Genomic DNA, 15,843 nt, shown 5'->3' on the forward strand with positions numbered 1-15,843 from the left:
GCCGGGGTGCCTCGCCGGGGCGGCGCGGCGGCGTACACCGTTCGGTGCAGCGCCACCCGGTCACATGGCGCGCATCCGCATGTAGCGCTTGATGTCGGGGAGTACGGCCCTCATGACGACGGCGAGCGCGGCGGCGAGCACCCCGCTCATGGCGAGCTTCAGCATGATGTCGAGTTCCTCTCACTGGTGTGCGGTCCGGCGGCCGACGGTGTCGGCTCCGCCGCGCCGACGAGTTGCAGGATCAGCCCCACGGCCTCGTCGACCGCGGCGGCGACCGGTGCGCTGAGTCCGATGCCTTCGGCGACATCGGCGGGTTCGCAGCCGACGACCAGCACCCGGTCCGGGCGCCGGCTGCCGGTGCCCGCGCTGAGCGTGTCGAGCAGCGCGAGCACGGTGTCGGGGGTCATGTGGTGGCCATCGAGCGCGGTGGCCTGCGGGCGGGCGGTGGCCGGGTCGGTGGCGTCGAGGAGGTGGACGGTGCCGGGTTCGCCGCCGCGCGCGGCGGCGTCCACCAGGAGCACCGTGTGGTAGCCGTCGAGCATCCGGTAGGCGAGGTGGACACCGCGGACGCCGATGTCGACGACCTCGACGCCCTCGGGGAGTTCGTGCTCCCCGAGCCGGCGAACGGCCTCGACGCCGAATCCGTCGTCGCCGAGGAAGATGTTGCCGACGCCGGCGATCAGCGTCTTCACGGGCGGCTTGCCTGCCGCTGTCGCGCTCACGCGTCCTCCAGAGGGGCGATCTCGTCGGGTTGGAAGTACAGGAAGCGGCCCTGCTCCCGCCGGATGTCGGCGCCCGGGTCGCCCTCCACGGTCACCGCGAGATGCACCCCGCCGTCGACGTCGTGCAGCACGGCCTCCACGTGGGCGGTGCGGCCCTGGAGGAAGAGGTCCTGGGCGTCGGTGCGCCGCAGGCCCGGCCGCAGCAGCACCCGGCTGCCGGCGCCGACCGACCGCCCGTCGACGGTGATCCGGTCGCGTACGGGGTCGACGCTGCGGTCGCTCTCCGGGTCCCACCAGGGGGTGTCCGGGCGGGTGCCCGGCACCTCGGGAGCGAGGCCGTCGGGGGCGTCGGGGGCGGCCGGCCCGGGGCCGGTGACCTCGCGCAACGCCCGGACGGCGCCGTGCAGGCGCTCCAGTACCTCGGGGGGCATGGTGTCGGCGAGTTCGATGACCTCGGCGGCGCGCGGGTCGGTGCCGCGGGCCTCGCGCTTCTCCTGGTCGGTGAGGGCCGCGGTGCGCAGGGCGAGGATCTCGTCGATCTCCAGGGCGTCGTAGAGGGCACCGGGGCTCTCGGGGGCGATGGCCGGGTGGTCCTCCAGGATGATCGGGGCGGACAGCAGGACGTCGCCGCGTCCGTCGGCGCCGGCCAGTACCGGCCAGGCGTGCTCGTTGCGGCAGGCCGCGACGGCGCCCCGGGCCCACTCCGGCGGGTCGGTCATGGACAGGAACGACCCCGCGCTCAGGCCGAGCAGGAGGTGCGCGCCGACCAGGCAGTGGGGCAGCGCCGCGGTGCGATCCGCGCCGGCCGCGTCCGGTTCCCAGCCGCTGGTGTTCTCGACGGTCGCGGTCAGCCGCAGCGCCGCGTAGGGGCCGTCGATCGCGTGCGCGGTCAGCCGCACCCGGCCGTCGACTGGCGCGCAGCGGCGCACCAGCCGGCCGACGAGCCGTCCCTCGGCGTCGTGCACCGGCTCGGTCTCCTCCCGCGCGGGCCGGGTGAAGGGCACGGTGACGCCCTCGCCGGTCAGCTTGGAGACATCGGCCACCAGCGTGACGCGTTCCTCGGCGCCCTCGTCCCAGGGGACGAGCACCCGGTCGGGCAGTTCGAGTTCCTCGACGGTCTCGAACCCGCCGTCGGGGCAGCGGCGTTGGACGGTGCGCCGCTGTGCGTGCAGGAACCGCAGTTCGGCCGAGAGCCGGGCGCCGGAGCGGGGCTCCATGAGGCATTCGGTGCGCTGGAAGGAGTGCTCGGCGCTGTCCGTTCCCCAGGCGGGCGGTACGAGGACGCCGAACTGCCAGCGCAGTCTGTTCTTGGCGGCGGAGGCCCGGTAGGGGTAGAGGACATAGCCCTCGAACAGCACGGCGTCCGCCACCTGGCGGGCGGTGGCGAAGGGGTCCGCCGTCTCGTCGGGCAGGACACCGGTCGTCATGGCGCGGTCCTCTCGCTGACGGTACGGGCACGGGCGGCGCCGCGCAGCAGCCGGGCGTCCGGTGTGGCCGGCCCGGTGTCCCCGGCGGATGCCAGCAGGGACTCGACGGCGGCCTGCCAGGAGGGGAGGGCGCGGCGGGAGCGGTAGGCGAGCAGGGCGTCGAGGGTTTCGTTCGGCAGCCGGAGCCAGCCGCAACCGGGGAAGTGCGCCTCGGTCATCTCCTGCCAGACGGCCACCGGCATCCGCACGGCCGCTTCCTTGTCCCAGGACACCGGCTGGACCTGGAAGCCGCCGGCGCCGGCGAACACCGTGCCGGAGAAGAGCAGCAGCAGCGGCACCTCTCCGTCGTGCAGCGCCCGGAAGTAGCGGCCGGCGGCGACCTCCAGGTCGTAGCCGCAGGGGACGGCGAGGTCCACCTCGGTCTCCCCGGTGAAGCCGGGGACGACCTGGGAGACCTGGGCGAACTGCAGCGGGTGCAGGGTGCTGCCCCAGCGGGCCCGCTCGCCGAAGAGGTCGGACAGCGCCTCGGCCTCGTCGGCCCGGTAGCCGCGCCGGGCCGGTTCGATGCGGATCTGGCAGCGCAGCGCGATGGCGTGCACCCGGGTGGCCTCGGGGGCGGTCAGGCGCAGGCGGAAGAGGAGGGTGGGCGCGGCGGCGTAGCGGTCCGCCCGCACCCCGGTGCACTCGAAGGACAGCTCGGTCACGGCCGGTCGTCCTCCTTGGCTTCGCGGGCCCGTCGGGCGACCGTGGCGAAGAAGTCGGCGAGGGCGGCGCGGGCCTCGGCGCCGCCGTCGAAGCCCTGCCACAGCAGCCGCATCCGGCCGACGAGTTCGTAGCAGACGTCGACGGGCACGAGATAGCAGTCGATCCGGCCCTCGAAGCGGCGCAGCAGCAGCGCCTCCACGTCGGGCTCGAGGAGGGCGGAGAGCCGGCTGGCGCCGAGCACGGTCTGCCAGGTCGACGGGTCGAGTTCGCTCTCGGTGGCGCCGGCCGGGCTGGGGTAGAGCGCGACCAGCCGGTCCAGGTCGGCGTTGCGCAGGAAGAAGGCGACGCCGACGGGGATCTGGAGCAGTTCCCAGGCCGCGTCGTCCAGGGTGTGGCCGGAGTCGACGAGGTAGCGGGCGGGGACGGTGCGGAACTGTCCCCCGCCGGAGCCCGGCCGGTCGAAGAGCAGCGCACAGGGGGTACAGGCGCAGGCCAGCGCCCGGCGCTTGGTGTCCACCAGGTGGCGGTGGTTGTGCTCGGCGAGCACCACGCCGCACAGTTCGCAGCGTTCCGGGGCCGGCGGCGTCGGTGCGCGGAAGCGGCGCAGGCCGCGGTGGGCGGCCTGCGGCCCCAGGCGGGTGGGCGCCGGGCCGCTCACGGGGCGCCGGCGCCGGTCGGGGGCCGGCGGGAGATCTGCAGCAGCGCCGGCTCGGGCTCGGCGCCCGCCGTCTCCCACTGCACGGAGGTCACTTCGGGCGCGTAGCAGGCGACGGCGGCCTCGACGGCCTGGTGGGCCCCGTCCGCCGTGCTCGGGCAGCCGCAGCCGCCGGAGTCGCCCGCCCGCAGGCGCAGCGCCCCGGTGCCGGCGTCGAACGCGGCGACCTGCGCGGCGTGCTGACGGCGGACGCTGTCCAGGGCGCGGTCGATGCGGGTGGCGGCGTCCTCGGGGTGCAGATCGTGCAACACCAGGAGGCTGGTGACCAGTTCGTCGCGCAGCAGTGCCGGCCGCGGGCCGTCGTCGCCGGCGCCCAGGTGGTGCATGATCCGGGCGAGTCCGGCGCCGTAGAAGTCCATCAGGACGCTGACCAGTTCCTCCGCGGCGGCGATGGTCTCACCGTCGCCACGCTGCGCGAGACGGTCCAGGACGTCCTCGACGCGCCGGCCGGTCGCCTCGGCGTTCGGCGCGGTGCCGTGGGACGCGGTGCCCTGGGGGACCCCGGCCTGCGGTGCGGCGGCCGGTGCCGCGGTGGTCCGGGCGGTCATCCGCCCAGTCCGCTCAGACCGGTGGGCACATGCATCTTCTGTACGGACTTGCCGTCGCCGACGTACATGTGGACGCCGCAGGGCAGACAGGGGTCGAAGCTGCGCACCGTGCGCATGATGTCGATGCCCTTGAAGTTCTCCGGGGAGTTCTCCTCGAAGATCGGGGTGTTCTGGACCGCGTCCTCATACGGGCCGGGGGTGCCGTAGCTGTCGCGGGTGGAGGCGTTCCACGGGGTCGGCGGATAGGGGTGGTAGTTGGCGATCTTCCCGTCCCGGATGACCATGTGGTGCGAGAGGACGCCGCGCACCGCCTCGGTGAAGCCGCAGCCGATGGACTCGTCGGGGACCTCGAACTTCTCCCAGGTCTGGGTGCGTCCGGCGCGGACCTCGTTCAGGCCCTGCTCCGCGAAGTGCAGCGCCATGGCGGCCGAGTAGGCCTGGAAGTAGGTGCGGGCCCGGTTGCGCTCCAGGGCGTTGCTCCACTTCGGGATCTTCCACTCGAAGCGCGCCTCGGGCTTGGTCATGGAGCGGGGCAGGTCGATGACGACGCTCTGGCCGGTGGCCTTGACGTACGGGGTGTCGACGAGCCCGGACAGCGCGGTCGACCACAGCCGGGCGATCGGGCCGCCGCCGGTGTCCAGCGCCAGGTGCTCCTTGCCGTCGAACCAGCGCGGCGACATCACCCAGCTGTACTTGTCGTTGAAGTCCCGCTTCTGGGGGGCGGGGATGGTGTGCTGGTTCCACGGGTGGCGCGGGTCGACGGGGTTGCCGAGCGGGTCATGGGTGACGAACCGCTCCTGGCCTTCCCAGTCCTGGTAGTAGGAGCTGCCCAGCAGGATGCGGATGCCGAGGTTGATCTCGGTGAGGTCGTTGGTGACCAGCTTGCCGTCCACGATGACGCCCGGGGTGACGAACATCTTCCGTCCCCAGTCCGTCATGTTGCGGTAGGTGAAGTCGCAGTGCTCCGGGTCGTTGAGCGCGCCCCAGCAGCCCAGCAGCACCCGCCGCCGGCCGACCTCCTCGTAGCCGGGCAGCGCCTCGTAGAAGAAGTCGAACAGGTCGTCGTGGAGCGGGACGACGCGCTTCATGAACTCGACGTAGCGCATCAGCCGGCTCATGTAGTCGGTGAAGAGCTGGACGCTGGCCACGGTGCCGACGCCGCCCGGGTAGAGCGTGGAGGGGTGCACATGGCGGCCCTCCATGAGGCAGAACATCTCCCGGGTGTAGCGGCTGACCTGGAGGGCCTCGCGGTAGAACTCGCCCTCGAGAGGGTTGAGGGAGCTCATGATGTCGGCGATGGTGCGGTAGCCGTGGTCGGCCGCGTGGGGCGCCTCGGTGCGCTGGGCGAGTTCCCAGACCCCGGGGTTGGTCTCGCGGACCATCTTCTCGCAGTAGTCGACCCCGACCAGATTCTCCTGGAAGATGTTGTGGTCGAACATGTACTCGGCGGACTCGCCGAGGTTGATGATCCACTCCCCCAGGTGCGGGGGCTTCACCCCGTAGGCCATGTTCTGTGCGTACACCGAGCAGGTGGCGTGGTTGTCACCGCAGATGCCGCAGATCCGGCTGGTGATGAAGTGGGCGTCGCGCGGGTCCTTGCCCCGCATGAAGACGCTGTAGCCGCGGAAGACGGACGAGGTGCTGTAGCACTCCGCGACCCGCTTCTGCTTGAAGTCGATTTTGGTGTGGATACCGAGGCTGCCCACGATCCGGGTGATCGGATCCCAGGACATCTCCGTCAGACCGCTGCCGTCACCGGCCGCCTTTGTCGTCGGTGCCATCGTGAATGCCGTGCCCTTCTCTGCGCGCGGGAATGGGGGTCATACGGAGAATCCGGGGCGTCCGGGGGCGTCCGGGTGTCCGGACGGCTACGGGTGTGCGGTCACCACGGTTTCCGGTAACCGGTGGTCAGCTGATCGCCGCGATGGCGCCACTTGGGCTCGCTGTCGACGGTCTTGGCCGTGATGCCGCGCAGCCGGCGGACGACGCTGCCGTACGCGGCGCTGGCGGTGCTGGAGACCCTGCCGCCGGGCGGCTCGTCCATGAACGGCATGAACTTGTCGGGGAAGCCGGGCATGGTGCAGGCGATACAGATACCGCCGACGTTCGGACAGCCGCCGATGCCGTCCATCCAGCCCCGCTTGGGCACGTTGCATTTGACCACGGGACCCCAGCATCCGAGCTTCACCGAGCACTTGGGCGAGTCGTAGGTGGTCGCGAACTGACCCTGCTCGTAGTAACCGGCACGGTCACAGCCCTCGTGCACGGTCGTCCCGAAGAGCCAGGTCGGCCGCAGCTGGTCGTCCAGCGGGATCATCGGAGCCGAACCGGCCGCCTGGTAGAGCAGATAGGTCAGCGTCTCCGAGAAGTTGTCCGGCTTGATCGGGCAGCCGGGCACGCACACGATCGGGATCCCGGCCTTGGAGGTCCAGTCCCAGCCGAGGTAGTCGGGCACGCCCATGGCTCCGGTCGGGTTGCCGGCCATCGCGTGAATGCCGCCGTACGTGGCGCAGGTGCCGATCGCGACCACGGCCAGGGCCTTGGGGGCGAGGCGGTCGATCCACTCGCTGGTGGTGATCGGCTGGCCGGTCTCGGGGTCGTCACCGAAGCCGCACCAGTAGCCCTCCGGCTTGATCGATTCGTTGGGGATGGACCCCTCGATGACCAGCACGAACGGGTCGATCTCGCCGCGCTCGCCCTTGAAGAACCACTCGATGAAGTTGTCCGCGCCCTGGACCGGGCCGCATTCGAAGTCGATCAGTGGCCAGTGGACGGCGATCTTGGGCAGCCCCGGCAGCACACTGAGCGCGATCTCCTCGATGCTCGGCTGGGTCGCGGCGGTGAGCGCCACGGAGTCACCATCGCAGCTCAGGCCGGCATTGATCCAAAGGACGTGGATCGGGGACTCGTCCTCGGCGGACGGCTTTCCGTTGGCAGCGACCTGAGTGGCCGCACGCGAAGCTGCGGACATGGGAATGTCTCCTAGGCAGATATGCAACGAAAGCACTCATTCAAGGCTTTCATCCACCTTGGTAACACCGATCCCGGGGGAAAGGGCGGTCGCAAGGGGCCGTTGTGGTGACGTGCCACCCGACCGCCCGCGCCGAGGGGTGGATCACCGGCCGGCGGGTGACCGCCCTGGAGTGACCGCCCCCCTCGGCACGCCGTGGAAGCCCGTACTGCCGGCCGCATGACGGACGACGGCACGCCCCCGGCGTTCGTTCGCCGGGGGCGTGCCGTCGTGCGGGGAGGGCCGTCGTGCGGGAGGGCCGTCGTGCGGGAGCGCTGCCGCGTGGTGGCGGGCGTGCGGGCCGCTCCCTTCCGGCGGGCCGCCCTCGGTCCGGTTTGCCGTCCGGTCCGTGGTCCGCCCCGCTCTCCGGTCGTCAGCCCAGGGATCCGGGCTCCACGGCGGTCACGTCGAACCGTCCGCCGCACACCCGCAGCCCGTCACTGCCCGTGGTCATCGACTCCTTGGAGCCGGGCGGGTAGACGTAGACGATCTGCGACTTGGCCCAGCACGGGGTGTCCGAGACGCCCTCGTTGACGGTGTGCAGCACAGCGTGTGCGCTCTGCCCGGGCTGGAGCCGGACGACACCGCCGACGCCGCCCGCGCGGGTGGCGGGCTCGCCGACCGCCGAGCCGTCCCGGTTGATCAGCGACACCCCGGGGAATCCGCGCAGCGAGCAGGCCTTCTTGCCCTTGTTCGTGAAGACGAGGGGGTAACGGATGTTACCCGCACCGATGTCGGCGCGGCCCAGCCGCAGCGACATGGCGGCGGCGGTGCAACGGTCCGATGCCGCCATCGCCGAGCTGTGGGACTGGGTGGTCCGCGGGACCGTGCCCTTCGGGGTCACGCTGGGTGCGGCCGAGGGCCGGTGGCCGCCCGGCGCGGAGGACTGCGGCTTGGCGCCGGGCGAGTGTCCGCTGCCGGACGCCTGCGCGCCGCTGCCGTGACCGGTGTCGCTGGACGTGGCGGAGGCGGCGGCCGACGACGAGTGGGATGCGGCATCGGTCCCGCCCTTGCAGGCGGTGAGCCCGAGCGCCGCGACGGCGATCAGCGATCCTGCGGCGACACGGCGGCCGCGGCCGGGCTTCTTGATGATGAGCGACATAAGTGTCCCCCTCGTCTGGTAGGTGCGAGCGGTCGTGGAAGGTGTGCGGTCCGTCCGTTGCCTCTTTCCAGCGTGGCCCCGGTCACTGCTGGTCCGCTAACGAGGCACTAACACACCGCTAACGACTCTGTGCGCCCGGCACGCCGATGACGCCGGCAACCGGCCGTGACCAGCCCGGATTGCGGGCGTGCCGCTCAGACTCGCAGAAAACTCCCGAGTTGCGGACAGGGCACCACCGGGTTCGGCCGTTCCGCGGAACGGGTTCCTCCGACCCACCACCCCCGACCGCCCCATCGGCCCCGGGAGCTCAGCCGGTGGCCGGTTCCGCTACGCCCCCTGCCCCCGGCCGGCCCCGGCGTTCGGCGGATCGGGAACCGGATCGCCGCGGAAGTCGCACTCACCCCCGCCGGGGACGGGTACGCCCGCCCCCGGAGCCGGAGAGCCGGCGCGCAACCGCGCACGGTGGGGCGGCCGGGAGCGCCGGCTAGCCGTCCCCGGGCGGGGCATGGCGAGTGGGGCGGCGCGGCGAGTGGCCCCTCTACCCCGGCGGACGGCCCATGGACCATGGCGGCGGCGACCGCACGCTTGAGGGTGACCACCTGATTGCCGGAGATCCGCTCCAGCACCCCCGTCCGGTCCGGTGCGCGCCGTGCCGCGGGGACGGCGCAGCAGCCCGGGCGGACTTGGCGGTCTCCGGCATCGCCGGCCCCCGCACCTCGACGAACTCCCCGACGAAGGCGCGCTCGCCGGGCGGCGCTGACACTGCATCAGCAGCAGGTACGGCATGCCCGTCTCCGCTGTCCCGGGCGGCCCTCCGATGGCGGGGCCATGACCGCAGCACCGCCCGACCCGGATCCGGCAGGAGGGGGCCGGATCCGGCAGCGGTTGCGTCAGGCAGTGGCCGCCGGCGGCTGGGTGAGGTCCAGGTCGAGGAACTCTTCGGCGCCGCCGGCGAGGGATATCGGTGCGGCGTGCGGCGGATATCCGGCTGCCGTGAGGGTGTAGTGACTGCCGCTCAGCTCGGCGAAGGCGAAGGCGCCGTCCGGGCCGGTGACCGTGTGCCCGGCGACCGTGCCGTCCTCGACGAGGGTCACGGCGGCATCGGCGAGTGGCCGGCCGCCCGGGCCCCGCACCGTGCCACGGACCGTTGCGGCCGGCTGCAGCCGGGCATCCTGCCGATCCGGCGCGCCGCCGGACAGGTGCAGCGCACGGGCCTGCGGGCGGTGCCCCGGGGCACTGAGGACCAGGGTGTACGAGCCGGGCGGCAGCTGCGTGACCTCCCAGCGTCCTTCGGCGCCGGAAGTCGTACGGGCCACCACCTCGCCCCGGGCGTCGGTGACGATGACGCTCCCGCCGTCCAGCGCGTTGCCGTCCGGGCCGCCGGACAGGGTGCCGTGCAGCCGGCCGGTGCCGGTGAGGGTCAGGTCGACCCGGGGCCGGGCCTGCGCGCCGCGGCTGATGGCGGAGGCCGCGTGCGGGGCGTGGCCGGGCGCGGCGGCGGTCAGGACATAGGTGCCGGCCGCGGGGGCGTCGAGTGCATAGCGGCCGTCGGCGCCGGCCGTGGTGACGCCGGCCTGGCGGCCCTGACGGTCGATCAGGGTGACGCTCGCGCCCGGGACCGGAATGCCGGAGGCGTCGGCCACCATCCCGTGGAATCCCGACGCACGATCGGCCACCCGGACGTCCGCGGTCTGCGTCCGGGACGGCGCCGGAATCCCCGCCGAGGCGGCCGGTGCGGCGGATGCGGGCGAGACCACGGACGCGGGCGAGGCGCCCGCCGTCGGCACCGCCGTCACGGCCTGCGGGCGCGGCGTGCCGGTCACCACATCGTGGTGCTCCGCGCCCACCGCATCGTCCGTGCCCTGCGCGACCAGGGCCGGGCGGGACGTCTTCAGCTGCGACGGCAGGAAGGACGCCAGGGCGACGCCGACCAGGACCGCGGCCGTGGCGATCAGGAAGGAGACCCGGAAACCGGCCATCGTGGGCACCGTGACCCGTCCGACGCTCGTGGACATATGGGCCAGCACCATGCCGATGACCGCGCTGGACACCGAGGTGCCGATCGAACGCATCAGGGTGTTCAGGCCGTTGGCCGCGCCGGTCTCGGAGGGATCGACGGCGCCGATGATCAGTGCGGGCAGCGAGGAGTACGCCAGCCCGATGCCGGCGCCGAGGACCACGGCGATGATGACGGTCTGCCAGGCGGCGTTCATCAGGCCCATGCCCGCGCCGTAGCCGATCGCGATGACCAGCATGCCCAGCAGCAGCGAGACCTTGGGGCCGCGTCGAGCGGCGATCCGCGCATACAACGGGGCTACGCACATCATCGTCAGACCCAGCGGCGCCATGCACAATCCGGCCACCACCATCGACTGGCCCAGGCCGTATCCGGTGGACGTGGGCAGCTGGAGCAGCTGCGGCAGCACCAGGGAGACCGCGTAGAACGCCACACCGACCGTGATCGAGGCGAGGTTGGTCAGCAGCACCTCACGCCGGGCGGTGGTCCGCAGATCGACCAGCGGATCGGGCAGGCGCAGCTCCATCACGGCCCACAGCACCAGGATCAGCGCGGCGAGGCCGAACAATCCGAGGGTGGTGGGTGAACCCCAGCCCCAGTCGCCGCCCTTGGTGATGGGCAGCAGTAGCGCCACCAGCCCGGCCGACAGTCCGAGGGCGCCGGCCACGTCGAAGCGCCCGTGGGCGCGTACCGCGCTCTCCGGTACGACGAGGAGGGTGAGCACTATCGACAGCACACCGAGCCCGGCGGCGCCGAAGAACAGGGTGTGCCAGTCGGCGTGTTGGGCGACCAGGGCCGCGACCGGCAGCGCGAGTCCGCCGCCGACCCCGATCGAGGAGCTCATCAACCCCATCGCCGAACCGAGCCGTTCACGCGGCAGCTCGTCGCGCATGATGCCGATGCCGAGGGGTATGGCGCCCATGGCGAAGCCCTGGAGCGCCCGGCCCACGATCATGGTGACCAGGTCGTCGGTGAATCCGCAGACGAGCGAGCCGACGACCATGATGGCGAGGCTGGTCAGCAGCATTCGCCGCTTGCCGTTCAGGTCGCCGAGGCGTCCCATGATCGGCGTCGCGACGGCACCGGCGAGGAGAGTGGCGGTCAGGACCCACGTGGCGTTGCTGGGTGCCGTGTTGAGCAGCACCGGCAGGTCCTTGATGACCGGCACGAGCAGCGTCTGCATCACCGCGACGACGATGCCGGCGAAGGCCAGCACGGGGACGATGGCACCGCCGGCTCTGCGCTGCCCGCCCGTGGCCGGGTCGGCGGGCACCGGGGGCGCCGCGGCGAGGGTCGCCGTCCTTCCGGCTGGCTGGTCCGTCGTCGTCCGGGTCATGCGGGTGGCCTCCAGGGCGGCAGAGAGGAGCGCGGTGTCATCAGGCGTGGCAGAGCGGAGTGAGCAGGATGCGCAGGGGCGAGTGGCGGTGGTGGGAGGGCAGGGAGGAGCGGCGGGCGTGCGAGGTGTGGGGCGTCGCCCTCGGGCAGCGACCCGGTCAGGCCATTGATACGTGCATGACGAACGCGTTATCCCGGAGCACTATTCCGCCACACCGGCCGGTTTCTCCTCCACGCGGTCGTGATCTGCCTCACGCGACAGCGCCCCGCGCTCTCCCCCACCCCGTTCATCGGGCCTCCCCCGGCCTCGTCGGGAACGCGGAATCCACCGACCCCGCACATCCAGTGAACCGCACACCACTGACAGTCCGCCCGGAAAGCGATCGCCGCACCTCGCGCCCGCGTGCAGGGTGCGGCGCCCACTGGTGCACCCGTCAACAGCGAGAGGCGCCGCGGTTCTTCCGCGACGCCTCCCACTCCGGCCCACACCCCACCGACCTGCACACTTCGCACACGACTCGGCCACGCGCCCGGCATACAACACCGACTACGCGGTATTTTTCAGCCGCCCTGAATGCGCTGCATTTCCTTCACACCCTGAACTGAACTGAATTGACCTGAACCGACCCGAACCGATCTGAACCGACCCGAACTGCCGCGAGTACGCGGAGCCTTCCCGTCAGACCGACTCGCCCCGAACCGCGTCGCCCCGCCCCCACCCGGCCGACGCCGGGGCTCAACTCACCGCGATCTCGGCCTCGACGGCCCCGCGGCCCTTGCGCTGCAGCGCGGCATCGAGTTCCGCGCCGCGTTCCGGATCCAGTTTGAGCTTGGCGAGCACGGCGGGCACCGCGATGCTGGGGAGGGTGTGCTCGAAGAACACCGTCAGGCGGTGACTGAGGTCGGCCTGGTTGGTCAGGGCGTTCGACATCAGCTGCAGACCGGCGAACGCGCCGACGAAGAGCTCGGCGGTCTCGGTGACCACGACGCTCTCCAGAACCTCACCGCGATCCCTCGCCTGGTTCAGCAGATCCTCGACGAACCGCGTCCAAGCGATCATCCCCTGCTTGCGGTCGAGGTGGTTGGAGCCCTGCTCCACCGCCAACCGGGCCGCCCCGCGCTGGATCGGGTCACTGCGCAGCCGGTAGGCGAGCACCTGCCCCGCGTCGACGAACTCCTGGAGTTTGATCTTCTGCGGCTCCACGGCGATATCCGTCACATGCTCATCGAGCACGGCCAGGGCGAGCTGTTCCTTCGAGGCGAAGTGGAAATACAAGGCGCCCTTCGTCACGCCGGCGCGCTCGAGGACCTCGGCGATGGTCGCACGGTCGTAGCCGAGGTCGTCGAAGACCGAAGCGGCTGCCTCCAGGATCAGTCGCCGGGTCCGGATAGCGCGGTCCTGTTGTGCCACAGGACGCCTCCTGTCTCTTGATGTTTTTTCACGTTCCGCATCAGTTAGCTACCGCTCAAGTCGCCGCTGAGCCAGCTACTTGCTCCGTTTCGCCGCCCGGCATTGAAAATAAAACCGGATGGTACGTATCTTAACAGCGCCGGACCTCATCCCATTGAGACGCCTGGGGGCAGTCATGAGCGACACGATGCACGTCAGCGGCACTGTTCCACCCAGGGCTCCACATCAGTCATCCCTGCACCGAAACCAGGCCGCATCCGGGGACCACCGAGGCCCTTGTATTCCCCGGGAGTTCGTGCACCGCCCGCGCGTCGACGACATTCTGGTCACCTCATGGCGCCGGCGGGACACCTCCCACTTCTCGCTGACCGCCCAGTGGCCGCACGACCACGGGTACTTCACCCCGGTACACGGCCGCCATCACCTCATTCTCACCGGCGAGACCATCCGCCAGGCAGGGCTGCTGCTGTGCCACACCGAGCTGGGCGTACCGGTCGGGCACCATTTCATCCTCGGTGACCTGGTATACACAACTCATCCCGAGCATCTGGCCGTTGGCCAGGGACCGACCCGGCTGACGGTCGAGGTCCGCTGCAGCCGGATGCGCTTCCGGTCCGGCACGCTCACCAGTGGCCACTTCGACATGACCATCCGCAGGGCGGACCGGATCGTCGCGACGGGCCACTCCGACGTCACCGTCACCTCCCCGGCCGTCTACCGCCGGATCCGCGGTGCGCGGCTGACCGCGCGCCACGCCCTCGCCCCGCTCCCCGCACCCATCCCGCATCAGCTGACCGGCAGCGCCCATGACAGCGATGTCCTGCTCTCCCCCACCGGCCGGCCCGATCGCTGGCAGCTGCGCATCCCGCCCGGCCACGCCGCGATGGTCAACCCGGCCAACGACCACATCCCGGGGATGCTGCTGCTCGATGCCGCACAGCAGGCCGCCCGCACGCTGGCCGCTCCCCAGGCTTTGATCCCCTACGCCTTCGGCACGGAATTCCGCCGCTACGCGGAACACGGCACCCCCTGCATCATCGAGGCGCGGCGCGTCCCGTCCGCGCTCCCCTGCACCACGACCGTCCAGGTCACCGGCTCCCAGGACGGCGAGCCGGTGTTCATCTCCACCTTGACGGCGCTGGACGCACGCCCCTGAACGGACCGCCCGCGGGCGTCCTGGGCACCGACAGCCACCTCACGCCCCTCCCGTCCACGTCGGGGGCGGCAGCATGTTCATCTCAGCACAGGAAAGGCCCTCACACATCATGGGTGACCTCACGGGAAAGACCGCACTGGTGACGGGAGCCAGCCGTGGCATCGGCCGGGGCATCGCCCAGCGACTCGCCGGGGACGGCGCGCTGATCGCCGTCCACTACGGCAGCAATGACGCCGCGGCCAAGGAAACCGTCGAAAGCATCAGCAGCGCGGGCGGCCGGGCCTTCACGGTGGGAGCGGAACTGGGGGCTCCGGGTGCTGTCGAAGCCCTCTTCGCCGCCTTCGACGCCGAACTCGCGGCCGCCGGTGCGGAACCCGGCCTCGACATCCTCGTCAACAACGCGGCGCTCAACTTCCCCGGGCGCATCGACGAGGTGACGTACGAGGAGTTCGACCGCACCGTCGCGGTCAACATCAGGGCCCCGTTCTTCCTCGCCCAGCACGGTCTGCGCCGGATGCGGGACGGCGGACGCATCATCAACATCTCGTCGGCGGTGACGAGTACGGCGCACCCGGCACAGATCGCGTACAGCGTCTCCAAGGGCGGGCTGGACACCCTCACGCGCACCCTCGCCAAGGACCTCGGCGCACGCGGGATCACGGTCAACACCCTCGCCCCCGGCTGGGTCGAGACCGATGTGACCGCGTCGCGCAGGGCCACACCCGAGGGACGGGCCGCGCTGGCGGCCTATTCGGTGTTCAACCGGATCGGCCGCCCGGCGGACATCGCGGACGTCGCCGCGTTTCTGGCCTCGGATGACTCCCGTTGGATCACCGGCCAGCGCCTCGACGTCACCGGCGGCTCCATGCTCTGACCCGCCGGGCCGGTGGCGCCCCGGGCTCCCGGGCTCCCGGGCTCCCGGGGCCGCGCCAGCGGGCCCGGAACGGCTTCAGGCGTCGTGGAAGACCAGGCCCAGGGAGTGCCGGTGGCCCGAGCGGACGATGCTCACACCGTGGCGTACGGGACCGGCCGACCAGCCGCGGGCCGAGCGGACGGGGCGGTCGCGGGTCGTGAAGATCAGGCCGTGGCCCTGCGGCAGGACGGTGGCGGTGCCGCGGGACTGTGCGCGCGGCCGCTGCTCGACGAGGAGGAACTCGCCGCCGGTGTAGTCGGTGCCCTGCTCGTTCAGGCCGATGACGACCTGAAGCGGGAAGACCATCTCCCCGAAGAGGTCGCGGTGCAGCGCGTTCCAGTCGCCCGCCCCGTAACGCAGCAGGATCTGGGCGGACTTGCGCTGTCCGGCCTGGTGGCACATGGTGAGCCACTCCTCCAGGGTGTCCGGCCAGGGCGCCGGCCGGCCGAGCTTGTCCGCCCAGTCCCGGGCGATCGTCAGCAGGTGCGGGTAGAACGCCTCGCGCAGGGCCTGGACCGGGGCGGGCGGCGGGTCGGCGAAGTAGCGGTAGCGGCCCGAGCCGAAGCGGTGCCGCGCCATGTCGACGGTCGAGCGGAAGTGCCGCTCCTCGTCGTAGTGCGCGATGAGGGCGCGGCAGTTGGCCGAGCCGAGCAGGCGTGGGGTCGGTGCGCAGCCCAGCTCGTCGAGTTCGCCGGTCAGGGCCGGCCAGTCGGCGGCCGCGACGCGCCGGGCGAGCGCGCCGGGACGGGTCCGGCGCTCGGGGGTGGTGAGGGTCATGATGA

At 71.8% G+C, this 15,843-nt stretch carries 14 protein-coding genes; 2 read left to right on the top strand and 12 right to left on the bottom strand.

The window, feature by feature from the left end; translation table 11 throughout:
* Positions 1-60 precede the first annotated feature (60 nt).
* The 11 genes from OIU81_RS42205 to OIU81_RS01905 form a co-directional block, all read right to left on the bottom strand.
* Entirely contained in the window at positions 61-165 is a 105-nt protein-coding gene (locus OIU81_RS42205; RefSeq protein ID WP_372509262.1) for a DUF6893 family small protein, read from the bottom strand.
* On the bottom strand, positions 159-722 hold the full coding sequence (locus OIU81_RS01860; protein WP_329142403.1) for a hydrogenase maturation protease: 564 nt from the start codon (positions 720-722) through the stop codon (positions 159-161). The genes OIU81_RS42205 and OIU81_RS01860 overlap by 7 nt, the downstream gene beginning before the upstream one ends.
* On the bottom strand, positions 719-2,149 hold the full coding sequence (locus OIU81_RS01865; RefSeq protein ID WP_329142404.1) for a hypothetical protein: 1,431 nt from the start codon (positions 2,147-2,149) through the stop codon (positions 719-721). The genes OIU81_RS01860 and OIU81_RS01865 overlap by 4 nt, the downstream gene beginning before the upstream one ends.
* A complete protein-coding gene (locus tag OIU81_RS01870) occupies positions 2,146-2,853 on the bottom strand; it encodes a DUF6084 family protein (protein ID WP_329142405.1) in 708 nt (235 codons plus the stop codon). The genes OIU81_RS01865 and OIU81_RS01870 overlap by 4 nt, the downstream gene beginning before the upstream one ends.
* Positions 2,850-3,512 (bottom strand): DUF5947 family protein, encoded by a 663-nt coding sequence (locus OIU81_RS01875; protein WP_443073893.1) that lies wholly within the window; start codon positions 3,510-3,512, stop codon positions 2,850-2,852. Before OIU81_RS01875 ends, OIU81_RS01870 begins: the two co-directional genes overlap by 4 nt.
* Complete coding sequence (locus OIU81_RS01880) at positions 3,509-4,117, bottom strand: hypothetical protein (protein WP_329142406.1); 609 nt, start codon at positions 4,115-4,117, stop codon at positions 3,509-3,511. Before OIU81_RS01880 ends, OIU81_RS01875 begins: the two co-directional genes overlap by 4 nt.
* Positions 4,114-5,898, bottom strand: a complete 1,785-nt coding sequence (locus OIU81_RS01885; RefSeq protein ID WP_329142407.1) for a nickel-dependent hydrogenase large subunit — start codon at positions 5,896-5,898, stop codon at positions 4,114-4,116. The genes OIU81_RS01880 and OIU81_RS01885 overlap by 4 nt, the downstream gene beginning before the upstream one ends.
* Before the next feature lie 101 nt (positions 5,899-5,999).
* On the bottom strand, positions 6,000-7,088 hold the full coding sequence (locus OIU81_RS01890; RefSeq protein WP_329142408.1) for a hydrogenase expression protein HypE: 1,089 nt from the start codon (positions 7,086-7,088) through the stop codon (positions 6,000-6,002).
* Positions 7,089-7,500: 412 nt separating this feature from the next.
* On the bottom strand, positions 7,501-8,229 hold the full coding sequence (locus OIU81_RS01895; RefSeq protein WP_329142409.1) for a DUF4232 domain-containing protein: 729 nt from the start codon (positions 8,227-8,229) through the stop codon (positions 7,501-7,503).
* Between the two features lie 890 nt (positions 8,230-9,119).
* A complete protein-coding gene (locus OIU81_RS01900; RefSeq protein WP_329142410.1) occupies positions 9,120-11,582 on the bottom strand; it encodes an MFS transporter in 2,463 nt (820 codons plus the stop codon).
* A 735-nt stretch (positions 11,583-12,317) separates the two neighbouring features.
* Positions 12,318-12,992: a ScbR family autoregulator-binding transcription factor gene (locus tag OIU81_RS01905; RefSeq protein WP_329142411.1), complete on the bottom strand. Its 675-nt coding sequence runs from the start codon at positions 12,990-12,992 to the stop codon at positions 12,318-12,320.
* Positions 12,993-13,179: 187 nt separating this feature from the next.
* Between OIU81_RS01905 and OIU81_RS01910 the strand changes: the two genes are divergently transcribed.
* Together OIU81_RS01910 and OIU81_RS01915 are read left to right on the top strand one after the other, a co-directional pair.
* Positions 13,180-14,148: a ScbA/BarX family gamma-butyrolactone biosynthesis protein gene (locus tag OIU81_RS01910; protein WP_329154799.1), complete on the top strand. Its 969-nt coding sequence runs from the start codon at positions 13,180-13,182 to the stop codon at positions 14,146-14,148.
* A gap of 109 nt (positions 14,149-14,257) precedes the next feature.
* The gene (locus tag OIU81_RS01915; RefSeq protein WP_329142412.1) at positions 14,258-15,022 is read left to right on the top strand and encodes an SDR family NAD(P)-dependent oxidoreductase; all 765 of its coding nucleotides are present in this window, start codon (positions 14,258-14,260) and stop codon (positions 15,020-15,022) included.
* Positions 15,023-15,097: 75 nt separating this feature from the next.
* On the opposite strand, the gene OIU81_RS01920 is transcribed toward OIU81_RS01915, so the two are convergent.
* Positions 15,098-15,838 (bottom strand): 2OG-Fe(II) oxygenase, encoded by a 741-nt coding sequence (locus OIU81_RS01920; RefSeq protein WP_329142413.1) that lies wholly within the window; start codon positions 15,836-15,838, stop codon positions 15,098-15,100.
* Positions 15,839-15,843: the final 5 nt, after the last annotated feature.

This window comes from Streptomyces sp. NBC_01454, from assembly GCF_036227565.1.
Lineage (GTDB): Bacteria > Actinomycetota > Actinomycetes > Streptomycetales > Streptomycetaceae > Streptomyces.